This is a genomic window from Ralstonia sp. OTU4908 (assembly GCF_038440115.1).
In the GTDB taxonomy this organism is placed as follows: Bacteria; Pseudomonadota; Gammaproteobacteria; order Burkholderiales; family Burkholderiaceae; genus Ralstonia; species Ralstonia pickettii.
Genome location: NZ_JASATD010000005.1, coordinates 187285 through 210029, shown reverse-complemented (window position 1 = coordinate 210029; position 22745 = coordinate 187285). Strand labels below are relative to the sequence as shown.

The following is a 22745-nucleotide window of genomic DNA, read 5'->3' as shown; positions in this document are numbered from 1 at the left end:
GATATTTGCTGCATTCTCGACCGTCCTCGCACATTCTGTTTTTACTTCATAAATCAGGAGAAACGCGAGTGAGTTCAATCAAAACCACACAATCCGCCGGTGTTCGCACAGTAGTGCACCTGTCGCCCGCCGTATGCGCGGCCGCGCTATCCGCTGCACAGCAATCAGCGCAGAGCCTGCAGGAATGGCTCGAGGACCGCGTCGGCTATGCGATGGCCGATGACGATGTCATGCTTGATAGGGGACTCGACGCGGTGGCGCCGTGGTCGCTTGCGTGCGCTGACCTGTTCGTGCAGGTCGCCAACGGCGCACCGGAAGCGCTGCACGGGCGGTGGGCCTTGCTGTATGAACGCGTGCGACTCGAGCGGTCGCTATGGTGCGAGCCAACACAAACCGTTGACGATATCGAAGCAGGCGCTCCAGTCAGCGAGCCGTATATTTCATTGCCAAAGCTGCGGGCAGCTTGGCCACGTCTGTGTGCGGCGACGTTTTGTGTCTGAGGTATCGGAGGCGAGCCATCGAAGTGACAAACTGCCAACCGGTATCTCGACCGGAGAGCGAATGAAATGGGCTTGAGAGGATTGCTCTTCCAGGTGTCTCGCTTGACTCATGCTGTTAAGCACGCGCTTCGGAAACTCATGGAGACGAGAAGCAAGGGCATCGATGTGCGCTTGCTGGAACCCACCAAGCCGATGACCGATGCCGAGAGGGCAGAGCGATATCGTTCGGGGCGTTTCGCGGAAATGACGGACACCCAAGCAGGGCTGTAAAATTTCTCGCCAATCATGCACATCAATGTCTGTGATTAGCGGATAAGACGGCCGGCAACGGCCACCGGAAGGCCCGACGTTTGGTTAAGGAGTTGATAACGGTAGGTCCGCCAGCGTTATCAGACACACGACGAGCGTTTGTTGTCCGCTCGCAAGCCGTTGAGGCGAAACACATCGGCTTCCTGATGCAGACGCGCCAACGTTTCCAAGTCCCCTTCAACAATGGCCTTGATACGCGCACCCCAGCCCGGCTTCCAAATATCACCGGACCCCATCATGCAGTCCAAAGAAACGCCCGCACTCGCGCCTCCTGTAATCAGAATCAATATTTCACAGTACTCGACGTTGCGCAACAGTTCGCCGTAGGTGTTGGGCTTGGCGGGCAGCCCGAAGGATGCGAACAGCTTGGCCACCTTCTGCCGGGTTTTCTCGCCCATCGAAATGGCGTCTGTCATCTGCGGCTCTCCGGTGGCCCCGTAGACCGTGACATCCTGCCAATCAATGTTGACGTCGTGTTCGCCCCACAGCAACTTACCCGTGTCCCTGTGAAATTTTGCTTCTTCGAAGTCGAGGATGTCGGCCATGGTCGCTCTCGCTTTAGAATCAACCTGCACTATACATCAGCGTGCTAAAGCGGATGATGAAGTTACTTGGCGGCCAATTTTTAATCGCAGCAAGCCCGAAGTGGTGCCTTGTTTAGACCAAAGCGTTTCCGCCAGTATCAACGCCCTGCGCGTACACAGTTTTAGTGCTTTCGCTCTCTTTTGCGACGGTAAGGCCTTCCCCTCGAACTACAAGTTCCTTGCTTGAGAGACATTCGAGGCAGAACGGTGCAATTCAGAGGCACCTCTCGCAGCTTCGATAGAAATCATGCTGCAGCAAGACCCAGCCAGAACACTACAAGCCGGTTTCGTCATGTCCGCATCTTTTCACCGCTACGTGGGTATCGACTATTCCGGCGCTCAGACGCCCAGCGACAGCCTGCAGGGCATACGAATCTACATGGCGGGCCCTGAGAACGACGAACCCACCGAAGTCACTCCCTCACTCAAATCCTCACAAGTACTGGACACGACGCGGCATCGCCATATGGCTGACCGACCTTCTACGAGAGGACATTCCGACCATCGTTGGCATCGACCACAGCTTCTCATTCCCCCTGCGCTACTTCGAGGTCCATCATTTGGAACCGGACTGGTACGCGTTTTTGGAGGACTTCCAAAGGCACTGGCCAACCGACGAGGCGCACGTCTACGTCGATTTCGTTCGCGATGGTCTTACCGGTAACGGCGCTGCGCGGGAGGGAAATCCCAAGTGGCGGCGCATCACCGAGGCGCCCTGCAGGGCCAAGTCGTCGTTCCACTTCGACGTGCAAGGCTCGGTGGCCAAATCGACGCATTCCGGCCTACCGTGGTTTTTGTATCTGCACCGGCAGCTCGGCGAGACGGTGCACTTCTGGCCGTTCGATGGCTGGGATATTCCTGCGAGTCGCTCGGCGATAGTCGAGGCCTACCCGTCGATGTGGCGACACGCGTTTTCCGCGCGGGAAGGCATGACCAGCGACCAGCACGACGCGTACGCGGTCGCAAAGTGGCTACGGCGTGCCGACCGCGAGGGTCAATTACAGGCGGCACTCCATCCTCGCCTGTCTCCCGCAGAGCAAGCCATCGCGGAAGTCGAGGGCTGAATTCTGGGAGTTGGTTCTGACTAACCTGCCACGTGTTGACGCCGATGCAAAATTGACCCGCCCTGTCCCATCCAGCCGAACCATCGTAGCCGTAGCCTGACAGCGGATGCGGTGAGATATGCCAGGGCTTCGCCCAAGTACTCTTGCCTGGGAGAAGTACAGGACGCCGCAGGCGTTCCTTGGCATAGCGCGGTGCCCGCACCGCCCCTACGGCTGGCGGCGACCAAACGTCCGCCAGCCATAGTTCGCCCTGATGAAACTACTCTCTTTCTAGAGAAAGATAGAGCAGCCCCTTTCGATGAGCCGCCAAGCCTTACGGGATAACGGTTTCCTCGTTTGTCCGCGTTCACGTCATGCCTGGGTTTGGTGCGCCTGATGTCGGGAGCACCAATACACGCCCGCCCCTTTTGGTCGACCATCGCTGCCGAGCTTGATATGTGCCAGGGCTGCGCCCTCGAACGCCCGGTAGGGCGCAGTCCCGCACGCCCGGGCGTGCTTAGCTCGGTGCCCAGCACCGCTATCCACGGCCGGCGCGAGCCCGAGGCTCCGCAGGCCACACTTCGCCCTGCTGAGACTATCTTTCTAGAGAAAGATAGAGCAGCCCCTCACAATCGCCCGCAAAGCCTTGTCTGATAAGGACTTCCCCTCAACGCCGCGTTCACATGATGGTGGGTTCTTGTGCGCCTGATGCCTGGGCATCATATGAACGCACCTTACCCGTTGAGGCGATTCCATCAGTCTAAAAATAGGCCCACGTCACTGAATCCGGAACCCTTTCGTCGTGCAACTGCAAGGCGTATCTCGGCGTCACCGCGAGCGCGGAGCGCGTCCGTGCCAGGGACAGTTACGACTTACGTAGCGGTCGAGACGAAGAGCGAGGCTGACAAAGGGCAGCGCTAGAACGCATTGCCAGTGATTGGCAAAAGCGGTCGGCAATTCAGCAGCGCCCGAGCGTTTAAGACGAGTGAATACACATAGAGCCACGTGGTGGCACCCGGCGTCGCGGGAGGCGTTTTCAACCCTCTCGCTCCGGGGAATCTACCTTTTGGAGTGTATTCCATGTCTTACCTGTTGGACCTTCGCGAACTCGCGGAGCTGCTCGGCCGCAGCCCGGAGACAATCAAAAAAGACCTCCGCCTCAACCCGATGGCTGTTCCACCACGGCTTAACATCCCCGGCACCCGTCTGCTCCGCTGGCGTCGTGCAGATGTTGACGCCTGGCTCGCCGAACATGTAGTCGGAGGCGGCCAATGACTGCGCTCTCCGACCTGAAGCTGAACATTCGCCACCTTCTGATGACGCCGCCGCCGACGCTGGAACACATCCTGCCAGGCTTGCTGGCGGGTACGGTGGGCGCCCTCATTGCCCCGGGCAGCTTGGGAAAAACCATGCTCCTGATGCAAATCGGCTGTGCGATGGCGTCGGGGCAGCCGATTCTCGGTGGAGCACTGGACGGTTGCAGTCTATCGCCGGCCAAGGTCGTACTGTTTCTGGCTGAAGAGCCGAAGGCGGTCATCCACCAGCGATTGCATGGCGTCTCCGAACAGTTGCAGCAAAGCATGGTATCCACGAGTCGTGACAGCCTGCATACTTTCCTCGCGCGTCTGCATGAGAACCTGGGCATCTATCCACTGAACGGACGCGGTTCGTTAGTCTGCTTCGGCGTCGGCAACGAGGAATACCGCCAACTGGTCGAGTTATGCAAAGGGGCGCGCCTGGTCATCGTCGACCCTCTGCGTCGGTTTCACGACGGGGACGAGAACGATACAGCGATGATGACAGCCGTCGTCAACCGGTTCGAACGACTCGCACATGACACGGGTGCCGCCGTTCTTATCGCGCACCACGCCAACCGCATGTCCATGACAACCGGTGGCGGTGAGTACGCCTACGCTTCCCGAGGCTGTACCGCACTGACGGACGCGATACGCTGGCAAGCGAATCTTTCCCCGGTGTCAGAGCAGTTGGCCGGCGAGCTCGGCATCCCCAAGGCCGAGCTCCGTCAGTTTGTGCGGTTGGACAGCCCGAAAACCAACTACGTTGGCACCCCCGCGACGGTTGTGCTGCGCAAGGCCCCACACTCCGGAGCAATGACGGTCTGGACGCCCGATGGTGCATCGAAATCGCCTTCGGCGGCACGAAAGGGACGTACGACGGGGGCGAAGCGATGACATTGCCAGTTCAAGATAAGCGTATTGTGCGGTACGACCCGATGCTGCCGGGTACAGGGTTGTTCGGCTCCGTCGGCAATGGTGAGCGGCCGAAGCTCGACGCTCGGTGTACATTCGGTGGTGTCACTTGGCGGCTGCGCGGCCCGGACCGCCTAGGCATTCCCGAACAAACGCTGTTGCTCGTGCTCCTGGAATTGGCGGGAAAACAGTACGGAAAGGCTCAGCAGCAAATCGCCGACTGGGCACCTATCGAAGCAGCGCTCTATTGTGAACCTGCTGCCCGCCCGCTTGCCGCCATCCATGAGGGAAATGCACCTGCGCTTGCAACGCTGCACGTGAGCTATGCAGAGTTGTCACAGCGCTGTGGACGTGCAGCCGAGGGCGGTAGTGCAGCAAAGCAGATTCGCCGCGAATTGATGCGCTTGAGTGAGGTCACGATATGGGCAGCGAAGGGCAATGAGGAATTCAGTTCACGGCTACTCCATTGGCGTCGCGGCGACAAACAGGGCGCGCAGGTCATCCTGAACGCGCGGCTGACCGAAATTCTGATTGGCCAGCAATACTCGCCCGTTTCGCTGCAGGAGCGCCTGACGCTGCAAACGGATACCGCACGTGCGTTGCACTGTGCTCTCTCGGTACGCATCCGACCAAGAACAACCATGTCCTTCAACTTGGATACGCTGGCGACTTACGTCTGGTGCACGACGGACGTCGCTGGCGCCACGGTTCGGCGGCGGCGGCAGCAGTTGCGTGCTGCACTATGCGAAATCAACGGTCTGCAGGGATGGTCGATGCGCACGAGGAAGGGAGAGCCTCTGGAGCAGGCCGAGGGCGTTAATGTTTTCCGCAAACCGAATGGGCCTAAGGAATTTCGCCCCATTCCGCCGCAGGGCAGGCGAGCCATCAAGGCGCCTTCCAGCATCATCGCTACGCCGGCGGTCAGGAAATCGCAGGCCATCGCGGATGTTTCATCCCTCTTTACATGAGCCGGCTCCGGCTACTCGGGGCCCTCGCATGCGGCCCGTTCCATCCGCATGCTCTGGCGTAATCATTGAGGAAACGGCAATATTTGCACTGCTAACCAGCAGTGCGTTGCAACCTTGACGCACTGCCACTAGATGGTCAACTCACCCAACCTATTCTCTTATGGCAACCAAAACAAAGACCGCCGCAAAGAAGGCCGCACCGGCAAAGAAGTCGGCAGGCACGGCACCTGCCATCAAACCGCTGAAGGACACGTTCACGAAGGCCGCCCTGGTGAGCCATCTGGCTGAGCAGGCTGAAGTCGATGCGAAGTCGGTAAAAGCCGTCCTCCTGCATCTGGAGAACACCATCCTGGGGTCGCTGCACAAGAAGGGCGCGGGCGAGTTCACGCTGCCGGGCCTGTTCAAGGTGACCTCGGTCAAGGTGCCGGCGACCAAGCGCCGTTTCGGCAAGAACCCGTTTACCGGTCAGGAGCAGTGGTTCGAGGCCAAGCCTGCGTCGGTGCGCGTCAAGGTTCGCGCATTGAAGAAGGTTAAGGACGCCGCTGCGAACAGCTGATGGGCCGCCGGGCATAGCCCAAATGTGTAATGAGGGGGCTTCGGCTCCCTCATCGCTTTTTAGCCTGCCGTGCCCGCCCAATCCAAACTCACCTCCCCTTTGCCTTCGCAAAACCTGCGTCCTGCATCGCACGCAAAAGGCTGTCATCACCGGCGCCATCTATGGCGCTCTTGATTGCGGCCCACAGTTGATACTCGTTTGTCGCTCTCACGTTCTCCTCGGGCGCCTTACCGTAGTCCCCATCCTTGACGGACTTGGTCGCCCGACGAATCGACTCAAGAGCGTCATTCAGCGGATGGTTCGTCTGACTATTCTGCCTCGACGGCAGGACGAACCCACGCAGGTGCTCGGAGACATCCACCGCTCCTGCTGCGCCGACGGCATCCAATACGCCCGGACAGGCATCGCTTAGGTTGCGAGCCTCCTTCAGCAAACGTGCCGCTTCCACGATGCGCCAGTTCGGGTCGCGCTCGCGTGCTTGAGCCTTGAGCCGTTCATCCTCCGCCCGTTGGCGCGCCGGCTCGATGATTTCGCGCTCGACGTAGCCGCGCTCAGCATCAGTCAGCTTGCCGGCAAGGTCGTCTGGAATGGCCAACGACTCAGCGGGCAGGCTGCCGACAAACTGCTGCTGCGCATATCCGTGGGTATTGCCTTTCTCGCCCTTGCGCACGTAGGTGCTGCGATAGAGTTGGACTCGGCCATTGCGGTGTTTTGCGTGCATGTGTTGTCTCCAAAATGTGGTTGATGCACACATGTATAGCAACCTGTGTTGCGCGCGAATTGCCCACGCAGCAAACACAATCAGACGCAGCTATGCTGCAATCGGCATCACTTGGGGACAACGCCCAGTGAGAAGAGGCAATTTTCGTCTTAAGGAAACAGTTGCCTCTTATCTTGTGGCCTCATGGTGATGCGACACATGACCAAGCGCACTCGAGACACAAAATGCCTCAATATTCCCCTAGACTCGGCGCGCACGTACCTCTTCGGTGAGCAATGAACAGTTCCGATGCGCTGATAGTGCTGTCCGCGTCGGTGTACGTTCGGCTTCCGACAAGCTTTTCCATCTAGAACTCAGTTCCGTCAAACACATCCGCCCATGCACGTTACGTTCGGACTCAGCTTAGACAGTCGCCAAGGACCCTCGCGCAAGAACTCCCTTAACGAGCCTGTCGTTGGGCGGATGGGCCTACTCGGGCTCCTCGAAACCTATCTGGGATTGAGCCGCCCGGAGGAGACCCTGGCCCGCCGTGTGACGAGCTACGTGGGTCACCTCAAAAAGCATGCGGACCGCCCACGCTTCTACAGCCGGTCACTGGAAGCCGACAGCGTTGGCACAGGCGCAAAGCTTTTGGCTTGGCGCGACGAATGGCGCCTGGCAGGCTGGGACGGTACCGCGCCAGCAGATGGACCAAGAAGGCTCCAAGAAATGGCACTGGTGGAGCAGACCGCCTTTGACGATATACCGCCGGGTGAGGCTGAGCGCCTCTTCGAAGTGCTGGCGTGCTTGGCGACTGAGCGCACCCCTATTCAGTCCGTTCTCTTAGTGGACCCGCTGGAAAGCTTTCCCTCGGTCTGGCGTAGAGTCTTGGACCTCTTGCCCAACGTCAGCCAGTGGCAACCTGAGCCACAGGGGCATGGACAACTGCGACAACTGCAGGAGCGTGCGATTCAGGCACTGCGCGACGGGCAGCTCCGAGCCCTGGAAGGACCGATTGCTGACGACAGCGTGGTCTTGGCACGGGCGTCGACTCGCGAGACGGCCGAGCATTGGCTCAGCGCCACTTGCCGGTATCGCACGCGCCAGTGTGGCGGGCACCCGGGCACCGAAAGCGTCACCACGGATGCAGCGAACGCTCACCACGAGGGTAGCCAAGGCAGCACTCTCACCGTCGGTCAGTACGGCTTCTCAACAGGCCCGGCCCGACGACACCAAACCCGCGCTCCCGATGGCGGCAGCGGACGGACGGCACGGCGTCCAGCCGTGGGCCTTTCCTAAACGCAGAGCGGCGTGCATGGGTCAGCTGACCATTGCGGGACGGCTACGGGAGAAGAGCTGCTCGCGACGGGGCCAGGCGAAGGCGGGGCGAAACCCCGCCGCCGGCCCAGCGCATGTCGACATCGAGGGCGGACGCAGACGCGCGAGCGGATGCTGGGTCTGGCGCGGGGTCCCCGCGCTGCGTTGACGACAGAGTTGCTTCACGCAGCACGGGGCAGCCAGGCCGGCACGGCATGCCGAAAGAAGGGTTGCGTGCCGCCGTCCCAGGGAAACAGGGGGCCTTGAAAAAACGTCTGCGGACGGCGGCGGGGTTTCGCACCGGCGGAGCCGGGCCGAAAGCGCGTTCACTTTGCCGGACGTCGCGACGGATACGTCGGCGTCGCGCGCCCCAAGCGCGCGAGGCTGGACGAGGGGAAGAGACAGTTGCCCCATGCCCTCGCCCAGCCGGGCGACGAATCCTTGGTAGCGCAAACGCTCGCCAAGGCGTGCGTGGTGGACAGCCTCGTAGACCCTATTGGCGCTGATAGCTATACGAAAGCACATCCCACGCACGCCCGGCAGCACAACGAGGGGCGCGTGGCGTTGCAAACGCTATCAACGGAGATACCCACGATGAAACCTAACCCCACGGCACCGTCTCGCGCTACCAACGACACACGCCACCGCGCAGTAGAGGCACACGACGCTTGCCTACGAGAGACTGTCAACAGCTTCTCTGCGCCGCAGCAAGGTGCATCACATAGCGCGGAGGCGATGAACACTGCGGCGCAGACGGACGCGCCTACGCCGACCAACGTGCGGCAACGCGCGTCGCAAATCAAGAGCCGAGGGCTGACCTCCGAGATACATCCAACCGTTCTACAGGAGGCCATGTGGCTGCGAGCGCTGTCGACACTGAATCGATTCCGCGTTATCCGCGCCGTCGATATCGCCCTCGCGTGCTGCCCAGAGCGCCCCTTCAAAGCAGCGCTCACTGCCGCCCAACGCGCAATGCGAGGAATGGCCAAAGCTGGACTGGTCCGTCGCTATCGCACCGACCGATTCCAGCACGTGTACGGACTGACCACGGCCGGTGCACGATGGCTTGATGACCACGGCATAGCCGCGTGCCCCTCTGTGCGACGTGTCGCCGATATGAGCAATCCAGAGCACCGGCTGTGGATGAACTTCATCGTCTTGGCATGCGAAGCGCGCGGGCTGCGTGCGCTCACGGAATCCGAAGCGCTACGAGAATTGAACAAGGGAACGGGCAACACCGGAAAGGTCAAGCAAGGTTTCATGTCGGTCGAGGTGTGGCCCGACACACCTCGAACGCTGCGTCCTGACGCGCTCGCATATGAACCGGATGGAGTCACTTGGTTTGAAATCGACCGAAGCAAACGCGGTAACGACCGCGAGACGGCGTTGTCCAAACTGGTGAGGCGCATCGGGTCCGCCTTAGAAGACGATACGACACTTCGACGTGTCGTCGTGTTCGCTCGCACCGACCGCATATTGCAAGATGCCCTTGCCGTAATTCGCAAGACAGCCAAGGTTTCAAACGCCGAGGTAATCAATCCGGACTACGGTCGACACTTCAAGGAGGTCGAGCCTGGGGTGTTTGAGGTTTGGGCCGCTGTCTGGCCATCCGGCGGTGGCGGCGCTATCGATGTCCGTGTGGGTCATGCCATCGTGCAATTGTTGCCGACGTGGTTGCCAAAGGTGAGACTGGATTCCACCAACGAGCACTCACTGTCCGGCTGGTTCAACGAGAACTATTTGCCCTATCGACGCCCGAACACCGCGAAGCCGTGGCGGCAGCCGGTTTCCCCGCTTCGGCTGTAGGGCCGCTCGATGTCTTTCGGCTGGTGCCTATACGTAGTGATGGAACGCCATCAAAAACCTACGTACCACGCAAGGACATCAAAAAATGCAGGCATTTGGCAACGTGGCTACCCAGCCACAACAGAAGGAAACAAAGACAACCGGCAAGACCTATTACGAGTTTCGGATGTGCGAAAGCCAGCGCGGAAGCGATGCAGAACCCTGTTGGTATACCGTGAGGGTCATGAAGAGCGAAGACTTGGGCCTCGCCAAAGGCGATTTCGTCAAAGTCACCGGCAAGCTGAAGGCGGATTTCTATCTGTCGCGCGAGGGCAAGCCCACTGGCACGCTACTGATTCTGGCGTTTGAGGCAGCGAAAATTGCCAAGCCGGTGGCCGCTCCAACTGGCCAAGAACCGGCCTCGGCTTGAACGTACCACCCACGCCTTCTTTCAAGGTGTGACGTGAGTACAAGCGAATTCGAATTTCCCGCAAGCAAGCGCTAACAAGTAAGGTCAGCCGGACGCTCAAAGGGCGAAGTCAGGAGAGCCTGTTGGTCATACTCGAGATAGTTGAACTCCTAGTCCGGTCAAAAGATTGGAATGGGCTCACCGAGTTGTTCTCAGACGATTGAGGGTCGCAATTAATTTTGGACTCCCGGCGCCGGCTGTATCTCAAGGACAGTGATTGATTCGGCCACCCGTTCCCGGGTGGCCATTTTTTTGCCCACGAAGCCACTCAACGAAGGCGCAACAAGCCGACATGACAACCAGTCGTGAGTGGTGCGACCTTGTCATCCAACCTTATAAGCCGCAAATCTCGCATCGACTTCGGTCCCGAAGGCATGATTGGAGTAATTACTCAGAACCTTAACGGAGACGGCCAGGATGATGTAGAGCACATCTTGCTCTTTGTAGCCAGCATCGAGAAAGGCGGCGACCTTGCCTTCGCTGGGGTTGCCGAGCGTACGAACAATGTCTTGAGTCAGTTCGAAAAGCGCTGCCAGCTTGGCATCGGGAATAGGCTGTTTCTCTCGAATGGCCTTCAGAACAGGTGCAGGAACACCCGACATTTTGTCGGCAATCATGCTGTGAGCGGCCGTGCAATAGCTGCAGCCATTGACCTGGCTCACTGCCAGAAAGACAACCTCCTGCTCCGCCGGGGAAAAACCAGACTCGCCCCGGAACAGTCCATAGCCATGCAAATATGTGCTGAGCACCGCCGGCGCGTTCGCCATGTTGGCATACATGTTCGGGATGAAGCCAACCTGCTTGAGCGCCGTATCGAGAACTTCTTTCTGCTTGCCTTCTGCAGACCCGTGGTCAACGGAGGTAAGTTGCTTGAGGTAGGACATGGTTAATTCCTTGGATGAAGAGAAAAAATGGGCTGCTGCCGCTCATTGCGCGGTCAGTTGCCGTGACCGCTACAACAGTGATGGGCCATCTGGATGGGTGGGCACTTCACCGAAGTCGTAGCTGCAAAAGACGCTGCAGCCTCCTTGCTTCGGTGTGAGAGTCGCATTGCACTTCTTGCACACATAGAACCACGTGCATAAGTCGGTGGGCATCGTCTCTTACTTCGCGTGCCCGCAGCTTAGGCACGTGATGGTTGACTAGAGTACGTACGGCATTGAGTAAATTCCTTTGGACGTAACGGCTCGCTTTACCTCCTATGCCGGTTAGAAACTAGCGTAGGCGTATGGTGAATGGTCCCCGCAGGGTTGATGACACCGAGCGTATCGACCTCTTGATAGTGCGTCTCGGAGCCACATGGTCCGGATATTGGAGCAACTCACCAAATGCGTGTCAGCAACGAAGCCAGACCGAGCGCCCCGAAAGCAAGGTGCATGATGCACCGGTTGTCAATGCTCTGTACCCCTATCGATACAAGCGACTACCGTGGTCAAGACAAGTCAGCGAGGGCGTGACGCGCGGTGTCCTCCACAAAGCGCCGGATAAGCGCGGCGTCGGGCCGGGGGCTCAGGTTCTGAGCCGTCCCGACCATCCCGGTCGGAACCGCTTCGAGCAGGGCTTCGGCATGCCCCGTCTCGAGGACGTAATGCCGGCCGCAGTTGCCACAAAACACGCTATCGCCAAGGCCTTGCTCACGCCTTGTGACAAGTGTCGGTCCGCACGCTAGGCAGAACTGAAGAGGGATACCGTCGTCGCTGTAGCCCGCAATGTGGCCAAGGAGCCCCTCTTGCCCCAACTCGACGAACCGTTGCCCGAGCTCAGCGTCGAAGCGTGAACCCAGCCCCAATCCGATATCGTCCAATGCCGAGTCGATGCAGCGAACCTTACGACCGGGTCGCGCACTGGTCATGCCATCGAAGGCATCGCACAAGCCGACAATCCTGGCAACCAGCGGAATATCGTCGCCTTTGAGGCCCTTGGGATAACCGGAGCCGTCGGGGGCTTCGTGATGCAGATGCACTGCGTCCAGCACGAGCGGCGAAAGCGGGTGCCCCGACATAAGCCGAGCGCCAACGTCCGGATGCGTCTTGATAACCGCTAAATCCTGTGCATTCAATGGGCCGTCTTTGCGAAGGGCGCTATCCGGCATGGCGATTTTGCCGAGGTCATGCACGAAGCCAGCCAGCGTAATGCTGGCGCTCTGTTCGATGGGTAGACCGATGCCCTCGCACAGCAAAGCACAGTAGCGCGAGACTCTCCAGAGTCGGCCTCCCGAGAATGGGTCCCTGGAGTCAATAACCCAGGCCAAAGCGAGCAGGTTCGAAAGCAACTGCTCGCCGTGTGCCGCATGCTGATTTACATCCTTGTCGTGTTCTGTCTCGACACGAGATTTCCACAGTCGCATTTCTGCCATCCCCCTATCGCTGACCGCCCACAATGGAGAAGCGCCTTACGAAACGGCGGTCAATCCAATCTTTCCAATACCAGACCCACGACCCGCTCCAAGACCATTTGCCCCAGGATGCAATTGCGTGACGGCCTCCCGTGCTTACCAAATACAGCGCTCGCTCCTGCGGCTCCCAATCGACCAGCGTCCGCCCTTCGCAGAAGGCACGAAGGTTCGAGGCCAACACCGGCCCCGCTCGAACAGCGTAGACCCCTGCCTTGGGGCGAGCCGAGTGGTACGCCGCGACGTCTCCTGCTGCAAAAACGTTGGGATGTGATGTGCTCTGGAGAGTCGGTTCAACCGCGATAAAACCTGCGGCGTCTGTGGAAAGCCCGCTTTGTACCGCCCACGCCGGCGCAGAAGCGCCCGTCACAGCAAGGCACGCGTCAACCTTTAGCGGAGGTCCGCTTTCGAAAGTGAGGTTGTCCTTGAACGCAGCCGTAACACGTCGACCGCCAATCCAACCGACCCCAAGTCGATGCAGCAACCGCACGGCGCGAAGACGAGCCACACGCGAGACCCCATCCAGTGGCAGCGAACTGGAGCCGATTAAGGACAGACGCAAATGCGACCAACCCTCGCTGATGGCGCGACGCTGAATGGCAAAAGCAAGCTCGACACCTGCTGCACCGGCGCCGACGACAGCCAGGTCAAAGGGACCATGGTGCGAAGCGATGCGGGAAGCGAGCTCTGGCAAGGCCGCCACAAACGCCTCGATGGGTCGGATTGGGATGACATTTCGTGTGGCTCCGACGATGCCATCGAGCGAGGTTTGCGGCCCCGTGTCGATGGATAGCGCGTCGAAGGGCTCCTGACTCCCGTCTTCGCATGCAATGACGTTCCGGCGCAGGTCGATTTCGATGCCGGATGTCCGATGGAACGGTATCCCAGCCGCTGCGGTGAGGGCATCGAGGCGCACCGCGCACTGTTCGATGTCGTAGTGCCCGGCAATCCAACCTGGGAGCATCCCCGAGTAGATTTGGCGCGGGTATGGCGAAATCAGGTGAACTTCCCATCCGGCAATCGGCTTCTTGCGAAGTTCGGTGAGCACGTGGACGTGAGCATGTCCGCCGCCAAGGAGAACGAGCCGTTTCACGTGTAGTCCTCTGCTGCGGACTCTGTCTGCGCAGCGGTTGTCGACCGAACAGACTCAGAGGAAGCTGCTGCCCGTCTGACACGCCGGTGCCAATTTGACCAATGACCTCTCTCCGAACTGCTGGCTTTCACCTCGGATAGCCGCTCCAGCCGTGCTAAGTCCGAAGGCACGTCAACGTCCCAAAGCATGTCAAGCAGTTCTGCCCTCAGACCAAGTGAAGCCGCACGCTCGAGCGTCGCTCGCAATACATCCGAAGTACTCCATGGAATACCGTCAAACAACGCAGGCTGCGGCTCGTGCAACCCAACGAGCGCATACCCTCCATCCTCCGAGGGGATAAATACCGCGTCATTGCCGCGCAAGAGAGCTTCTCCTGCAAGCCGGAGATGCGCAGGAGAAAGTGCAGGACAGTCTGTCCCGATAAGGAGGAGCGGCCCTGTAGCGCAATGGCGCGCGAAAGCGTCGGTCATCTTGGCACCGAGGTCTCCGTCAGCCTGTATCAGAATCTGAATTCCATAGTGGTGCCGCAGGGCGCGAAAGAGGTGGTGCTCAGTATCCGGTGTGCACCAGAGCGTTAAGGGGCCTAGGTTTGCCGCAATAGCCGTTGCCACTGTGCCCCTGATAAACGCACGCTGCAGATGCGCAGCGCCTGTGGCGCCAAGTGCTGGAATGAGCCTGCTCTTGGCGAACCCCGGCAGTGGCGCCTTTGCAAAGACAGCAATCTGAACGCCAGAAAAAGAACGCCTAGCGCGATGGGATTTGATAGCCATATTGAACCGCCAACTTGTTCGGGTCGGCGCCAAAGAAGAATGCAAGGCGAAGGCGCCACATAAGAAGAACTGTTCGCCAGATGCCATAGCGCTCCCAGCGACGCGCCGAGGTGACAACCCTTTGCCGTAAGCATGCGGGCGGACTCAGCTTCTTGAGTCGTTTGGACATCACGACGTCCTCCATCAGTGGAATGTCCGGAAACGCCCCCGCTTCCTGAAACGCCTCATACCTGACGAACATGGCTTGGTCGCCGGTAGCAATGCCGGTCCACCTGGACCGAACATTCATCAGCGTTTCCACAAGACGAAGTGCTGGGCGACGCGAATCCAGGCGGACGTCAAATCGTCCCCATTGGCGCGGGCCACGTAAGGCACGCGCGACCAGGACATCAGCCGATGACGGCAACAGGGTGTCCGCATGGAGAAACAGCAAAATGTCGGCCGGGCAAGCGGCCGCACCCGCGTTCATTTGAGAAGCACGCCCTCGAGGTGCCAGAAACGCCAGGTCTGCATGTTGGCGGGCGATAGATAGGGTGTCGTCGTCGCTGCCACCGTCGACAACCACGACGCGTGCTCCGCGTTTGCGCATGGCTTGCAGCGCGCGCAGGCGCTCTTCGAGGGTTGGCGCCTCGTTGAGGACCGGCAAGATGATGCATAGTGCTGGCCTCACGTCGTGGTCTCCATGAACTCGTTGCGCCACGAACGGCTGCGATATTCGAATCCGCGCGCCAGTGTCAATTTCATGATTGACTGCCGAGTCGCCAGCCATGGAAGCGCTCCAACCAACCGAGCAGCCGGTGAGGAATATGTGCGCGTTTCCAGGCGCCCGCCGCGTACTTGTTCGCTTCGGAGAACGTCGGATACGTGTGTATGGTCCCCAGAATCTTGTTCAACCCGATGCCATGCTTCATGGCGAGCACGTACTCAGCCAGCAAGTCCGCCGCATGCTCTCCGACGATGGTGACGCCCAGAATCTTGTCCTTTCCGGGCACGGTGAGCACCTTGACGAAGCCGTGCGCTTCGCTGTCGGCGATGGCACGGTCCAGGTCGTCGATTCCGTAAACGGTGGCCTCATATGGGATGTTGCGGTCCGTCGCTTCGGTCTCGTTCAAACCAACTCTGGCAATTTCGGGTTCAGTAAATGTTGCCCAAGGGATGACACGATAGTCGGCTCGAAACTTCTTGAACGGGTCAAGCAACGCGTTGACGGCCGCGTACCAGGCTTGGTGTGCCGCCGTATGTGTGAACTGGTAGGGCCCCGCCACGTCGCCCGCAGCGTAGATATTCGGATAGTTCGTCTGCAAATACCCGTTGACCTCGACTGTTCGACCGAGACTGACACCGAGTTCCTCCAGACCGTACCCCGAGAGATTTGGCGTCCGCCCGACCGCCACCAGCAGCTCGTCAAACTCAATGGCAGACTCAATGCCGTGATGCTCGACAACGAGCCGCTTACTCGCTTCGTCCACCTCAATGCGCTTTGCACCATGTTCCAAGCGTACGTCAATGCCTTCAAGCCTGAATCTTTGCGCAATCAGTTGCGAGACGTCAGGGTCTTCGCGCATCAAGAGGCGAGGTGCCATCTCAACCTGTGTTACCTGGCTGCCCAGCCGCGCAAACGCCTGCGTCAATTCGCAGCCGATGGGGCCTCCCCCGAGAACTACGAGACGGCGTGGCAGCGCCCGGAGGCTCCAGACGTTGTCAGAGGTGAGCACCTGAATCTTGTCGATGCCGGGCAGAGGCGGAATGGTGGGCCGTGCACCGGCGGCGATAACGATGGCTCGCGTCGTGAGGTGTCGAGTCGTTCCATCCGGTTGACTAACCTCCACCTCCCACGGACTGACGATTCGAGCCGCGCCGTTGACGACGTCGACACCAAGACTGGTGTATCGCTCCGCTGAATCGTGCGGCTCGATGCGCTGGATGACGTTCTGCACGCGCTCCATCACCTGCGCGAAGTCGAAGTCGACGCTGGCCGAGCGGGCACCGAAGTCTTGCGCTCGTTGCACATGCGACAGAAACTTCGCGGAACGGATAAGCGCCTTGGACGGCACGCACCCCGTGTTCAGGCAATCACCTCCCAGCTTGTGCTTTTCGACCAGCGTCACCTTGGCACGCATGGCGGAGCCTATGTATGCGGTGACTAGGCCGGCGGACCCGCCGCCAATGACAACGAGGTTCCGGTCGAATCGTCTCGGCTTGGGCCATCGCTTGTAGACCGCTCGCGCTTGGACCGAGTCGGCAATCTTGCGAGCGGCGAGAGGAAACAGGCCGAGCAATGCCAGAGAGCCTAGCAAACCGGGCGAAGCGATTGCAGAGATAGAGTCGACACGCGAGAGCTGCGTGCCCGCGTTGACATAGATGATGGTGGCGGCGAGCATTCCCAGTTGGCTCACCCAGTAGAACGTCCACGTCCGGATGGTCGTGAGCCCCATCAAGAGATTGATGGCAAAAAACGGCACCACCGGAACAAGGCGCAGACTGAATAGGTAGTACCCGCCATCCTTCGCAATGCCAGCGTTCAACGCGCGGAGCCGGTTTCCAAACCGAGCTTGCACCCAGTCACGAATCAGCCACCTGGCGCTGAGAAAAGCGGCCGTTGCGCCCAGTGTGGACGCGAAAGACGCAATAACCACTCCCCAGAGCGTCCCAAAAATGGCTCCGGCACCGAGCGTGAGAATGGCCGCCCCCGGTAGCGAAAGCGCGGCGGCCGCCGTATAGATTGCAAAGTACACCCCGGCAGCGACGAGGGGGCTTGCATCGCGCCACACAAGCAGGCCGGCTTGGCTATGCTTGAAGCCTTCCAGGCTGAGGTGCTGCCCAACGCCGAGAGCATGCAGCGTCGCTACCATCGCGACGAAAAGGCTCAAAAATACCCACCGTTTATCCAAACGCATCGACGCCTCGAGGTTCGGGGCCCGCGAAAGTGCTGGCCGCACTTGATAGACGATGCAGCGCCAACGTTCCTTACACAGGACAAACGTAAGGAAATCCGCCCCTCAATCGTCAAGAACGACTCAACCTACGGGAGGAGGAGTCATGCGCAGAGCGCGAATTGGCGTGATAGGCGGAAGCGGGTTGTACCGCATGGAGGGGCTTACCGACGTTTCCGAAATAGGCATCAAAACCCCATTCGGCGCACCCTCGGATGCCTTCTTGATGGGACGTCTAGGTGAGGTGGAGGTCGCCTTCTTGGCTCGGCACGGCCGTTCGCACTCGCTGCTGCCGCACGAAATCCCGTACCGAGCAAACACTCATGCCTTCAAACAGCTAGGCGTCGAGTACCTCATTTCCGTATCGGCGGTGGGCTCGTTGGCGGAGGACATCAGGCCTCTGGACCTGGTTCTTCCACGGCAGTTCCTCGACCTCACGAAACAGCGCTCATCGACATTTTTTGGCGGTGGGGCGGTCGCGCACGTATCGATGGCCGACCCAGTCTGCGCCCAATTGGAGCAGACGATGGCCGACGCGGCCACTGAGGTTGCGTCGAATGACGTCCAAGTCCACCGAGGTGGCACCTACGTGTGCATCGAAGGTCCCGCATTCTCTACACGGGCCGAGTCGCATTGGTATCGTTCGATGAATGCGTCGGTCATCGGCATGACGAACATGCCGGAAGCGAAGCTGGCGCGCGAAGCCGAAATCGCCTACGCAACGCTGGCGCTCGTCACCGACTGGGATTGCTGGCATCCCCATCAAGCCTGTGTCACCGCAGAGTTGGCGATTGCCAACCTTCAGCAGAACGCTACGCGGGCCCAGCAAGTCGTATCGGCGACCGTGCGGCGGCTGGCCAAGCTCTGGCCAGAATCCTTGGCGCATCGCGCGCTCGACAGCGCCTTGGTCACACCGCCTTCTGCGATTCCTGAAACAACGCGTCGGCGCCTGGGGGTACTGCTAGCCCGTTTCGATACGTCAGCGCAGGGCAATGCACTAGCGAAATAAGCACGCACACCTGTAAGCCGACGGGGCACTCCTTCGTCTATTCGAACGTAGGGCAGCGCGCCGCTGTTATCTAGCAGTCAGCAACCGAACGGCCGCCGAGTCCTGCAGGCTCAAACCATCGACACCGAATCATGGAGATTCAAATGAACTTGCGCATTTCTTCCAAGGTGCCCGCCGCCGCGCTGGCCCTCGCCCTGGGCGCCGCCTTTGCGGCGCAACCGGCCTTGGCCCAATCGGCCGAGAAGGAAAAGTGTTTTGGCGTGGCACTCAAGGGCAAGAACGACTGCGCAGCCGGCCCCGGAACGACCTGTGCCGGTACCTCCAAAGTCGACCACCAGTCCAACGCCTGGTCGTTTGTTCCGAAGGGTACGTGCGACAAGACGGTCTCGAAGACGTCGCCGACCGGCTTTGGCCAGCTGCAGGCGTTCACGGCCGAGAAGAAGGCTTGACCGTCTTGCAAGCGTCCTAATCATGTTCCCGCTCCTCGCCCCCGCTCCTCATGACACACCCGCAGCTCGCTGCGAGCGTCGTGGGAATTCCCATCTTCCTTCGAGGGCGGGAGTGGGACTGAAGCCGCAGCACACGAAGGAAGTAGTCGAAACGAGGCCGGACGTTGGTTTCTTCGAGGTGCATGCCGAGAACTACATGGTGGACGGTGGGCCGTTTCACCACTGGCTAAGCCGGGTTCGCGAGGCGTACCCCTTGTCGATTCATGGTGTCGGTTTGTCCATCGGGGGCGAAGCCCCTTTGGACGAGGCGCATCTGGAAAGGCTCGCGGTACTGCTTGCGCAATACGAACCTGAGTCGTTCTCAGAACATTTGGCGTGGTCGACACACGGCGACTTCTTCTACAACGACCTACTGCCTATCCGATACGACCGCGTGACGCTCGAGCGGATATGCGACCACGTCGACCAAGTTCAGGAACGTCTGAAGCGTCGCATCCTTCTCGAGAACCCCGCAACCTACGTTGAGTTCGCGGGCAATGAGTTCCATGAAGCTGAGTTTATCCGCGAGGTGGTTCTGAAGACAGGGTGTGGGCTCTTACTCGACCTGACGAACGTCCTTGTGTCCTCCGTCAACCATCACAGGGGCAGTTTGGACTACCTGTCCCGTCTTCCGCTGAATGCAGTGGGGGAGATTCATCTCGCGGGCTTTTCTACCGATAGGGATGCCAACGGTGCCCCTCTTCTGATTGATGACCACGGTTCCCGTGTTTGCCCCACCGTTTGGGACCTGTTTAGGCGCACGATTGCATGGCTGGGTCCTACGCCCACACTCATCGAATGGGACAACAATGTGCCGCCGCTGAGCGATTTGCTCGCTGAGGCGCGGCACGCTGAGCGTGGCTTCAGTCGCCCTCTTCACGGCGAAATCGGGAGACGAGCATGAGTCAGCGCACACAGGCGGCTCAACGCGATTTCGCTCGCGCGCTGTTGGACTCCGAGGCTCCTGTTCCTTTGGGTATCCAGGCGTGGAACAACTCAGACCCGTCCAGGCGGTTTGCCGTGTACCGCAACAACGTCGTGGTCTCACTGGTCGATGCCCTTGCCGAGACCTTTCCCGTCGTTCAGGAGCTGGTTGGCATCGAATTCTTCCGCGCGGCAGCAGCACTATTCGCCCGCCAGTTGCCGCCGAGTTCGCCCATCTTGGCACTGTATGGGCGCGACTTCGCCTCATTCATCGAAACATTTGAGCCGGCATGGTCTGTACCGTATCTGGCCGACGTCGCGAGGCTGGAGTTCACACGCGTTGCTGCATATCACGCTGCAGACGCTACGCCGCTTACTGCGCTCGACCAAGAGTTGGTCGGCGCAAGCGGCGCAACCCTGAGCGCGCTTCGATTCAACTTTCATCCTTCTGCAAGGCTCGTTCGCTCCAAATTTGCGGTGGCTTCGTTATGGGCAGCCCACAACGGAACGGGATTGCTGGAGAGCATCGACATTGACACACCGGAAGACACGCTGGTCTGCCGTGTGGACCTGGAAGTCGAGCTTGTTCGATTGGCGCCGGGAGGGGGCGAATTCGTTGAGGCGCTGATGTCGGGGCACCCATTGGGGGCCGCAGCAGAGTACGCGCTGGAATCACACAACGACTTCAACCTGTCCCTTGCGCTTTCCACGCTTGTGCGACAACAGGCGGTGACGCTCATTCAACTATCGAGGCAGGAGGCAACCTAAAGTGAACAGTTCTCCCATTTGCAAGCCCCTTGTTCAGTGCGTTCAGACGGTCATCCGCATGATGTCGTCTTTCCCTGACACGCTGTTGGCGCTGGTTGCTAGGTTCTCGATTGCCGCTGTGTTTTGGCTTTCTGGCCAGACGAAGGTGGAAGGCTTCAAGCTCAATTTTGTCAGCGGCGAGTTCAGCTTCGGCTTGCCCAGACTGTCGGACTCCGCAGTCGCGCTGTTTCGGGACGAGTACCGGCTCCCGTTGGTGTCTCCGGAACTGGCTGCACCAATGGCGGCGTTCGCAGAGCACTTCTTTCCTGTACTGCTTCTCATGGGGCTTGCCACACGTTTCTCCGCGTTTGGGCTCTTGGTGATGACGCTCGTGATTGAGATATTCGTTTATCCCGATGCGTACCCAACGCACGGTACGTGGGCTGCGGTCTTGTTATATCTGATTGTCCATGGCCCGGGACGATTATCCGTCGATAACTGGCTGGAAAAACGGTTCGCAATCGGCATCCAGCGATGAACTCAGCTATTGGTATCTCATTTCGGACGCGACGGGCCAATCCCTGCGCGGACTACCCACGCTCTTGCAACGGAACGCGCCAATGGCTCGGGCCGCGCAAGCGGTCCCAGGCAACACACCGGGTACTCGTTATTACAACGTCAACCTACTGAGGAATTCTATGAGCAATCTGTCTAACCAACTCTCGCGTGCTGTGGCATCCGCAGTCATTACCGCTGCGGCACTTGGGGGCAACGCGTTCGCTGCCACCTGCAACGCCGCAAAGTGCAGCCCGAAACAGGCCGCTGCTGCTGGCTGCAGCGCATGCAAGGCCAGTGGCCCGAAGATGAAGGCTAAGAAGAAGGCCGCGTGTGGTGCCGCCAAGTGTGCGGCCAAATGCGGCGCATGTGCTGGCAAGAAGCAATAACCTTCCCCATCTAACGGAGCAATAACTATGCAGGGATTGTCTTCAATGCTCGCAAAAACGCTCGCATCGGCGGTCGTGACAACGGCCGCGCTGAGCGGCTGCGCGATGATGTGCCGCGCGTGTACTGGTCGTAAGTGCAGCGCACAGACGACACAGCAGAACGCCGCATGCAAGACCAAGTGCGGCGCGTGCGGCGGCAAGAAATGACGTCACGAGTTTGACGATGGGCACCCCGAGATTGCGCACGAACGCTGGAAGGGTTCTACGAGAGTCTTGGCGCAGGCTTTCGGACGAGGATTTGCTCGCTCAAGTGCATGGCGCTCGAGCGAGCGTCGAAGCTTTCAGCCGCGCCACGTCAAAGGCTGGTTCGCTGATTCAGAGTTGGATTCGAGGGCGGACGGTCGTCGAATACGACCACTATCCGCCTGACGACGTCATCGACGAGGTCTCGGGGTCGCAGTTCTATTACCACGCGCATCGGAGCGGCGTGGAGCACGGCCATGTGCACCTATTTTGGCACGCTACGCGCAATGGCCGCCGCCGCCGACTGCCAAGCGGGAAGGTCCGTTGGGTGAACACGGCACCTTCCCATCTGTTTGCGATTTCGCTCGACGACCGTGGGCTGCCTGTCGGGCTGTTCACGGTGAACCAGTGGGTTACGGATGGCCACTGGTTCGACGCCGTGACGACGCTTGCGCTGGTAGACCGATTCCGGATGAGCGCGGTCCGGAGGCACGCAAACTCATGCGAGTGGCTCAACGAGTTTGTTCGCATGTACAGACCCGTCATATCAGAGCTGCTGGTTCGCCGAGACGAGCGGCTAGCGCGAAGACCGGACAAGAAGGAGGCTCTGAAGGACCATCGCCTTGAAGTGTTGAGCCATGTAGCCATCGACTGGGGCGCCGACCTGGATGCATTAGAAGCGGAGCTTGTACGCCGCCAAGAACCCTGTCCTCAGGGGAACGGAAGACCCCACCCGTCTCATGTTGCCAATCCTGTTTGAG

24 protein-coding genes are annotated in these 22745 nt (G+C 59.7%); 15 read left to right on the top strand and 9 right to left on the bottom strand.

Features of this window, described 5'->3' with window-relative positions:
- The first annotated feature begins 5 nt into the window (after positions 1-5).
- The gene (locus AAHM38_RS07085) at positions 6-500 is read left to right on the top strand and encodes a hypothetical protein (RefSeq protein ID WP_179817663.1); all 495 of its coding nucleotides are present in this window, start codon (positions 6-8) and stop codon (positions 498-500) included.
- A 138-nt stretch (positions 501-638) separates the two neighbouring features.
- Positions 639-770 carry a hypothetical protein gene (locus tag AAHM38_RS07080; protein ID WP_259393898.1) on the top strand — a complete coding sequence of 44 codons (132 nt, stop codon included), beginning with the start codon at positions 639-641 and terminating at the stop codon, positions 768-770.
- Positions 771-889: 119 nt separating this feature from the next.
- Here the strand turns inward: AAHM38_RS07080 and AAHM38_RS07075 are convergent, their stop codons facing one another.
- Positions 890-1354 (bottom strand): hypothetical protein, encoded by a 465-nt coding sequence (locus AAHM38_RS07075; RefSeq protein WP_024973532.1) that lies wholly within the window; start codon positions 1352-1354, stop codon positions 890-892.
- A gap of 599 nt (positions 1355-1953) precedes the next feature.
- Between AAHM38_RS07075 and AAHM38_RS07070 the strand changes: the two genes are divergently transcribed.
- The 5 genes from AAHM38_RS07070 to AAHM38_RS07050 all read left to right on the top strand — a co-directional run bounded on the left by AAHM38_RS07070 (position 1954) and on the right by AAHM38_RS07050 (position 6170).
- A complete protein-coding gene (locus AAHM38_RS07070; protein WP_200868553.1) occupies positions 1954-2457 on the top strand; it encodes a hypothetical protein in 504 nt (167 codons plus the stop codon).
- 1059 nt (positions 2458-3516) lie between these two features.
- Positions 3517-3711 carry a helix-turn-helix transcriptional regulator gene (locus AAHM38_RS07065; protein WP_080693831.1) on the top strand — a complete coding sequence of 65 codons (195 nt, stop codon included), beginning with the start codon at positions 3517-3519 and terminating at the stop codon, positions 3709-3711.
- The gene (locus tag AAHM38_RS07060; protein ID WP_024973534.1) at positions 3708-4628 is read left to right on the top strand and encodes a helicase RepA family protein; all 921 of its coding nucleotides are present in this window, start codon (positions 3708-3710) and stop codon (positions 4626-4628) included. Before AAHM38_RS07065 ends, AAHM38_RS07060 begins: the two co-directional genes overlap by 4 nt.
- The gene (gene repC, locus AAHM38_RS07055; RefSeq protein WP_024973535.1) at positions 4625-5614 is read left to right on the top strand and encodes a replication protein C, IncQ-type; all 990 of its coding nucleotides are present in this window, start codon (positions 4625-4627) and stop codon (positions 5612-5614) included. Before AAHM38_RS07060 ends, repC begins: the two co-directional genes overlap by 4 nt.
- 160 nt (positions 5615-5774) lie before the next feature.
- Positions 5775-6170, top strand: coding sequence for an HU family DNA-binding protein (locus tag AAHM38_RS07050; protein ID WP_024973536.1), 396 nt, complete (start codon positions 5775-5777; stop codon positions 6168-6170).
- A gap of 88 nt (positions 6171-6258) precedes the next feature.
- Here the strand turns inward: AAHM38_RS07050 and AAHM38_RS07045 are convergent, their stop codons facing one another.
- The gene (locus AAHM38_RS07045; protein WP_024973537.1) at positions 6259-6891 is read right to left on the bottom strand and encodes a hypothetical protein; all 633 of its coding nucleotides are present in this window, start codon (positions 6889-6891) and stop codon (positions 6259-6261) included.
- Positions 6892-8922: 2031 nt separating this feature from the next.
- Between AAHM38_RS07045 and AAHM38_RS07040 the strand changes: the two genes are divergently transcribed.
- Both AAHM38_RS07040 and AAHM38_RS07035 read left to right on the top strand, forming a co-directional pair.
- Positions 8923-9993 (top strand): replication-relaxation family protein, encoded by a 1071-nt coding sequence (locus AAHM38_RS07040; protein WP_235202051.1) that lies wholly within the window; start codon positions 8923-8925, stop codon positions 9991-9993.
- A gap of 85 nt (positions 9994-10078) precedes the next feature.
- Positions 10079-10402, top strand: coding sequence for a single-stranded DNA-binding protein (locus AAHM38_RS07035; RefSeq protein ID WP_024973540.1), 324 nt, complete (start codon positions 10079-10081; stop codon positions 10400-10402).
- A 362-nt stretch (positions 10403-10764) separates the two neighbouring features.
- Here AAHM38_RS07035 and AAHM38_RS07030 read toward each other — a convergent pair whose 3' ends face one another.
- The 7 genes from AAHM38_RS07030 to AAHM38_RS07000 all read right to left on the bottom strand — a co-directional run bounded on the left by AAHM38_RS07030 (position 10765) and on the right by AAHM38_RS07000 (position 17593).
- Positions 10765-11325: a carboxymuconolactone decarboxylase family protein gene (locus AAHM38_RS07030; RefSeq protein ID WP_024973541.1), complete on the bottom strand. Its 561-nt coding sequence runs from the start codon at positions 11323-11325 to the stop codon at positions 10765-10767.
- Between the two features lie 69 nt (positions 11326-11394).
- Positions 11395-11538 (bottom strand): GDCCVxC domain-containing (seleno)protein, encoded by a 144-nt coding sequence (locus AAHM38_RS07025; RefSeq protein WP_277216663.1) that lies wholly within the window; start codon positions 11536-11538, stop codon positions 11395-11397.
- Positions 11539-11873: 335 nt separating this feature from the next.
- Positions 11874-12797 carry an HD-GYP domain-containing protein gene (locus AAHM38_RS07020; RefSeq protein WP_051539925.1) on the bottom strand — a complete coding sequence of 308 codons (924 nt, stop codon included), beginning with the start codon at positions 12795-12797 and terminating at the stop codon, positions 11874-11876.
- 4 nt (positions 12798-12801) lie between these two features.
- Complete coding sequence (locus AAHM38_RS07015; RefSeq protein WP_024973546.1) at positions 12802-13926, bottom strand: FAD-dependent oxidoreductase; 1125 nt, start codon at positions 13924-13926, stop codon at positions 12802-12804.
- Positions 13923-14696, bottom strand: coding sequence for a TIGR04282 family arsenosugar biosynthesis glycosyltransferase (locus AAHM38_RS07010; RefSeq protein WP_080693832.1), 774 nt, complete (start codon positions 14694-14696; stop codon positions 13923-13925). Before AAHM38_RS07010 ends, AAHM38_RS07015 begins: the two co-directional genes overlap by 4 nt.
- A complete protein-coding gene (locus AAHM38_RS07005; RefSeq protein WP_080693833.1) occupies positions 14671-15465 on the bottom strand; it encodes a TIGR04283 family arsenosugar biosynthesis glycosyltransferase in 795 nt (264 codons plus the stop codon). The genes AAHM38_RS07010 and AAHM38_RS07005 overlap by 26 nt, the downstream gene beginning before the upstream one ends.
- The gene (locus AAHM38_RS07000) at positions 15437-17593 is read right to left on the bottom strand and encodes an FAD-dependent oxidoreductase (RefSeq protein WP_024973548.1); all 2157 of its coding nucleotides are present in this window, start codon (positions 17591-17593) and stop codon (positions 15437-15439) included. The genes AAHM38_RS07005 and AAHM38_RS07000 overlap by 29 nt, the downstream gene beginning before the upstream one ends.
- A 142-nt stretch (positions 17594-17735) precedes the next feature.
- Between AAHM38_RS07000 and mtnP the strand changes: the two genes are divergently transcribed.
- From mtnP to AAHM38_RS06970, 6 genes are all read left to right on the top strand, one after another.
- Positions 17736-18638, top strand: a complete 903-nt coding sequence (gene mtnP, locus AAHM38_RS06995; RefSeq protein ID WP_024973549.1) for an S-methyl-5'-thioadenosine phosphorylase — start codon at positions 17736-17738, stop codon at positions 18636-18638.
- A 143-nt stretch (positions 18639-18781) separates the two neighbouring features.
- A complete protein-coding gene (locus tag AAHM38_RS06990) occupies positions 18782-19087 on the top strand; it encodes a BufA1 family periplasmic bufferin-type metallophore (protein WP_024973550.1) in 306 nt (101 codons plus the stop codon).
- 22 nt (positions 19088-19109) lie between these two features.
- A complete protein-coding gene (gene bufB, locus AAHM38_RS06985) occupies positions 19110-20030 on the top strand; it encodes an MNIO family bufferin maturase (protein ID WP_024973551.1) in 921 nt (306 codons plus the stop codon).
- Positions 20027-20818 (top strand): HvfC/BufC N-terminal domain-containing protein, encoded by a 792-nt coding sequence (locus tag AAHM38_RS06980; RefSeq protein WP_024973552.1) that lies wholly within the window; start codon positions 20027-20029, stop codon positions 20816-20818. The genes bufB and AAHM38_RS06980 overlap by 4 nt, the downstream gene beginning before the upstream one ends.
- Before the next feature lie 58 nt (positions 20819-20876).
- Positions 20877-21335, top strand: coding sequence for a DoxX family protein (locus AAHM38_RS06975; protein ID WP_051539952.1), 459 nt, complete (start codon positions 20877-20879; stop codon positions 21333-21335).
- Between the two features lie 704 nt (positions 21336-22039).
- On the top strand, positions 22040-22744 hold the full coding sequence (locus AAHM38_RS06970) for a DUF6969 family protein (RefSeq protein ID WP_125472832.1): 705 nt from the start codon (positions 22040-22042) through the stop codon (positions 22742-22744).
- Position 22745 lies beyond the last annotated feature (1 nt).